At 50.9% G+C, this 4,512-nt stretch carries 3 protein-coding genes, 4 tRNA genes and 1 pseudogene; 1 reads left to right on the top strand and 7 read right to left on the bottom strand.

The features are described 5' to 3' along the window. The 5 genes and pseudogenes from QLG07_RS02425 to QLG07_RS02405 all read right to left on the bottom strand — a co-directional run. Positions 1 to 67: pseudogene (locus tag QLG07_RS02425) on the bottom strand (elongation factor Tu); the annotation flags it as partial. Positions 68 to 191: 124 nt separating this feature from the next. Beyond that, positions 192 to 267 (bottom strand) — tRNA-Thr (locus QLG07_RS02420). A 6-nt stretch (positions 268 to 273) separates the two neighbouring features. Beyond that, a tRNA-Gly gene (locus tag QLG07_RS02415) sits at positions 274 to 348 on the bottom strand. A gap of 212 nt (positions 349 to 560) precedes the next feature. Next, positions 561 to 645, bottom strand: a tRNA-Tyr gene (locus tag QLG07_RS02410). A gap of 20 nt (positions 646 to 665) precedes the next feature. Beyond that, a tRNA-Thr gene (locus tag QLG07_RS02405) sits at positions 666 to 741 on the bottom strand. Between the two features lie 487 nt (positions 742 to 1,228). Here QLG07_RS02405 and coaA point away from each other — a divergent pair. Next, complete coding sequence (gene coaA, locus QLG07_RS02400; protein WP_048914306.1) at positions 1,229 to 2,179, top strand: type I pantothenate kinase; 951 nt, start codon at positions 1,229 to 1,231, stop codon at positions 2,177 to 2,179. Positions 2,180 to 2,202: 23 nt separating this feature from the next. Here the strand turns inward: coaA and birA are convergent, their stop codons facing one another. Together birA and murB are read right to left on the bottom strand one after the other, a co-directional pair. After that, positions 2,203 to 3,165 (bottom strand): bifunctional biotin--[acetyl-CoA-carboxylase] ligase/biotin operon repressor BirA, encoded by a 963-nt coding sequence (gene birA, locus QLG07_RS02395; RefSeq protein ID WP_099755203.1) that lies wholly within the window; start codon positions 3,163 to 3,165, stop codon positions 2,203 to 2,205. Next, on the bottom strand, positions 3,162 to 4,199 hold the full coding sequence (gene murB / locus QLG07_RS02390; protein ID WP_048914304.1) for a UDP-N-acetylmuramate dehydrogenase: 1,038 nt from the start codon (positions 4,197 to 4,199) through the stop codon (positions 3,162 to 3,164). The genes birA and murB overlap by 4 nt, the downstream gene beginning before the upstream one ends. Between the last annotated feature and the right edge of the window lie 313 nt (positions 4,200 to 4,512).

Below are 4,512 nucleotides of genomic sequence, written 5' to 3'. Positions count from 1 at the left end.
GGTCAACGTGGCCGATAGTACCAACGTTGACGTGCGGTTTGGAACGTTCAAATTTTTCTTTAGACATCGCTTGTCCCTCTAAGACACGGATTAATCGGTGATATCACCACATCAACCAGGCATCGCCTGAATCGTTGAATTTTTTGAATTTAATTTACAGAGATAAGAAGCAGGGAGGGAGATTTTGAAAGTGGTGCTGATACCCAGAGTCGAACTGGGGACCTCACCCTTACCAAGGGTGCGCTCTACCAACTGAGCCATATCAGCACGGCTTGGAGCGGGCAGCGGGAATCGAACCCGCATCATCAGCTTGGAAGGCTGAGGTAATAGCCATTATACGATGCCCGCATCCTGGAACTCGGCTACCTGTTCTGTCTGTAGCTTGAACAACTAAGAAGATGCCCTCTTCGCTGTTCCAGTCAACCCGCCTTAGCTTGCTGACTTTGACTGTGCTTGAGCTCAGTCGGAAATCTTGATGAACAACCTTTTGGAGGAAGCCATCTTCCCAGTCGAGTGATGATTCTCTCTTCTGGTCTCAACCCCTGAAAGCTGGGTCGAAATGGTGGTGGGGGAAGGATTCGAACCTTCGAAGTCGATGACGGCAGATTTACAGTCTGCTCCCTTTGGCCGCTCGGGAACCCCACCCGGGGTATTTCGTTACTTGATGGTGCCGGCTACCGGAATCGAACTGGTGACCTACTGATTACAAGTCAGTTGCTCTACCAACTGAGCTAAGCCGGCATCAAGTGGTGCGCATTCTAGGAAGACCGGGCGCAGGATGCAACAAAAAAATTGCGATAAATGTTCTTACGCTTACTATTTGTGCAATTCTACGCAATATGGCACTCTTGCGCAGTAATTTCGTTCAAACAAACATCACTTTTTACGTTTATCAGCTAACCACAGCGTCTCCTCTGCGATAAAACTTTTCGCAGGAAATCTTTCCGGCAGCATGCATTCGGCCAACTGTTGCTTTATTTTTGCTCGGTGTGTGCCTTTTGGCATTGCCTCTGCGATTGCCTGCTAAAAATATCATTAATGCGGGTGCGGTTACGTTTGCATCCGCTGAGCATCTTTTTTCCTTCTTATTCATCCCCGTCTGGTGATACCCTCCGCCCATTGTTTGATGAAATTTCCCTTAGTATGCATGCCTGGCAGCGGGCGCTACTCACTGTCATTAACAGGCGAGCCTATTAAAGGGGCATTAATTGCTGGCAGAAGCACGCATATGAGCAAAAAAGACTCCTTGTTAACTACGCCTTACCTCCAGTTCAATCGCTCCCAGTGGGCGGCGCTGCGTGATTCGGTGCCAATGACCCTTTCTGAAGACGAGATTGCCCGTCTGAAAGGCATTAACGAAGATCTCTCCATGGAAGAAGTGGCGGAGATTTATCTGCCTTTGTCTCGTCTGTTGAATTTCTATATCAGTTCAAATTCGCGTCGGCAGACAGTACTGGAGCAGTTCCTCGGCACCAAAGGACAGAAGATCCCTTATATCATCAGCATTGCAGGCAGCGTCGCCGTCGGGAAGAGCACAACTGCGCGCGTGCTGCAGGCCTTACTCAGCCGCTGGCCGGAGCATCGTCGGGTCGAGTTGATAACCACTGATGGTTTTCTTCATCCAAATGCGGTGCTGAAAGAGCGCGGCCTGATGAAGAAAAAGGGCTTTCCCCTCTCTTATGACATGCACCGCCTGGTGAACTTTGTTTCCGACCTGAAATCCGGTGCTGCGCAGGTCACTGCGCCGGTCTATTCGCATCTGATTTATGATGTGATTCCTGATGGGGATAAAGTCGTTAAGCAGCCGGATATTTTGATTCTGGAAGGTCTTAATGTATTGCAGAGTGGGATGGATTATCCCCACGATCCGCATCACGTATTTGTTTCAGACTTCGTTGATTTCTCGATTTATGTCGATGCGCCGGAAGATTTATTAGAGCACTGGTATATCAATCGTTTCCTGAAATTCCGTCAGGGCGCGTTTACCGATCCCGACTCTTATTTCCACCACTACGCACAGCTGCCTGAAGACGAGGCGGTAGGTGTCGCCAGCCAGTTATGGAAAGAGATCAACTATCTGAATCTGAAGGAAAACATCCTTCCTACGCGTGAGCGTGCCAGCCTGATAATGACCAAGAGTATCGGTCATGCGGTTGACCTGGTCAGATTACGCAAATAAAAAAAGGGCCTGAGGCCCTTTTTTTAACTCTGCGGTCGCAGCGATATTTCCCCGCCAACCCAGGACTTTCTGACGCCATCCTGTTCCAGAATCAAGCCACCCTGCTGATCAATTCCTCTGGCAATGCCGAATATTTCCCGATCGCCAATTAACAGTTTTACCGGCCTATTAATAAAGTTATCAAGCCGCGCCCAGCGCTCAATAAACGGTGCCAGCCCTTCCTGCTCAAACTCGACGAGCGCGGTGCGCATTTTATTAACGATCAGCGCAGAGAGCGCGTTACGATCTACGCTGACTCCGGCTTCCTGCAGGTTGATCCAGCCCTGATTGATGACGTCGGCAGCGGGTGCACGCATAGCAAGATTTATTCCGGCGCCTATCACGATCTGCGCGGCATCCCCGGTTTTTCCCGTCAATTCAACGAGGATACCGGCCAGTTTACGATCGTCCAGGTAGATATCATTCGGCCATTTCACACGAATATCGGGCGCGCCCTGCTCCTGTAATGCTTCCGCCAGCACAATCCCAATGACCAGGCTCAGCCCCATGGCAGCCGCCGGACCTTGTTCAAGACGCCAGTACATAGACAGATAGAGGTTAGAGCCAAAGGGTGAAAACCACTGACGACCTCGACGACCACGCCCAGCCTGCTGATATTCGGCTACGCAGGCGTCGCCAGATTGCAGCGTATCCATGCGATCCAGCAGATACTGGTTAGTGGAGTCAATCACTGGGATTACCGCCAGGCGCCCGTTATCCAGCCGGGCATTAATGGCCTGTTCATTCAATAACTGCATGGCCGCGGGCAGGCTATAGCCTTTGCCGGTCACGGTGAAGACATCAATGCCCCACTCTTTCAGCGTTTGTATATGCTTATTGATTGCTGCGCGGCTCATGCCTAGCTGCTCGCCCAGCTGCTCACCAGAATGGAACTCTCCATCTGCCAGAATACCAATCAGCGTTAACGGTACGGTGTTGTCTTTCATGCAATAACCTCTACGGCATCTGTTTCGCCTTGTGCTGCGATAAAGCGCACTTCAGGCTCCAGCCAGACGTTGAATCTCTCTGCCACGCGCTGACGTACGGTCCGGGCCAGGTTCACGATGTCCTGCCCCGTCGCTTCGTTGGCGTTAATCAGCACCAGCGCCTGCTGGGCATGCACGGCCGCTCCACCAATATGGAAACCTTTTAAGTCACACTGATCGATCAGCCAACCGGCGGCCAACTTTACATCGCCATTGAGCTGAGGATAAAGCGGAATATGGGGATACTGTGCTTGCAATTTAGCGGCAACTTCAGCGCTCACCAGCGGGTTTTTGAAGAAACTCCCGGCATTACCCGTCACTTTGGGATCGGGTAATTTGCTGCGCCGCATCTGGCAGACGGCGTTGAACACTTCGCGCGGCGTAACCGTCAGCGGGTCAAGATTACGCAGATCGCCATAGCTCAGCACCGGTTGCCAGATTTTTGCCAGGCGCAGCCCGACAGCGATAATGGCATACCCTTCGCGATACTGGTGTTTAAATACGCTGTCACGGTAGCCAAACAGGCACTCGGCGGCAGTTAAACGCTGCTGTACACCGTCGGAGAGCCTAACGATATCCACATATTCACAGACCCGATCCAGCTCGACGCCGTAAGCACCAATATTTTGAATCGGCGCTGAACCGGCGCAGCCCGGAATTAAGGCCAGATTTTCCAGACCAGAGAGTCCCTGCTCCAGAGACGTTTCAACCAGCTGGTGCCAATTCTCACCCGCGCCCACGTGCAGAGACCATGCATCAGCCGTTTCAGATACGCAAATGCCTTTGATGCGGTTAATGATTACCTGGCCAGAAAAATCTCCCAGAAACAGTACGTTGCTTCCTTCTCCCAGCAGTAATACAGGTTCATTTTGATCGGTGCTCTGCTGCCAAAATTGGCAAAGAGCCTCGGCACTTTCTGCCACGCTGATCTTGTTGGCACAGGCGTCGAGGCTGAATGTATTCCATGTTTTTAATGAATGCTGCTGGCAGGACATAATAAAACCTTTAAATATTAAACTGCGGGTAGTGTACCCGATTCATCAGGGGTGAGTTGAGGATTTTATCGCCGCAAACAGTGGTGAATTCATCGAGTTTTGTGCAGTTATCGGTCGTAATCTGGGGGGATATTAAACAGCTATTATCGCTATCTAATAAAAATATGCAGTTTGAGAGGGAGTGCAGTTAATACGGGTATGTATTTTAGCAGGCGAGAAACACAAAAAAGCCCCATGCTTTCGCATGAGGCTTGTTTGTTTATTTGATGCCTGGCAGTTCCCTACTCTCGCATGGGGAGGCCCCACACTACCA

The organism is Erwinia sp. V90_4 (genome assembly GCF_029967685.1).
Taxonomy (GTDB): domain Bacteria; phylum Pseudomonadota; class Gammaproteobacteria; order Enterobacterales; family Enterobacteriaceae; genus Erwinia; species Erwinia aphidicola.
The sequence above is the reverse complement of the archived record's forward strand: the minus strand, read 5'-3'. Positions and strand labels throughout refer to the sequence as shown.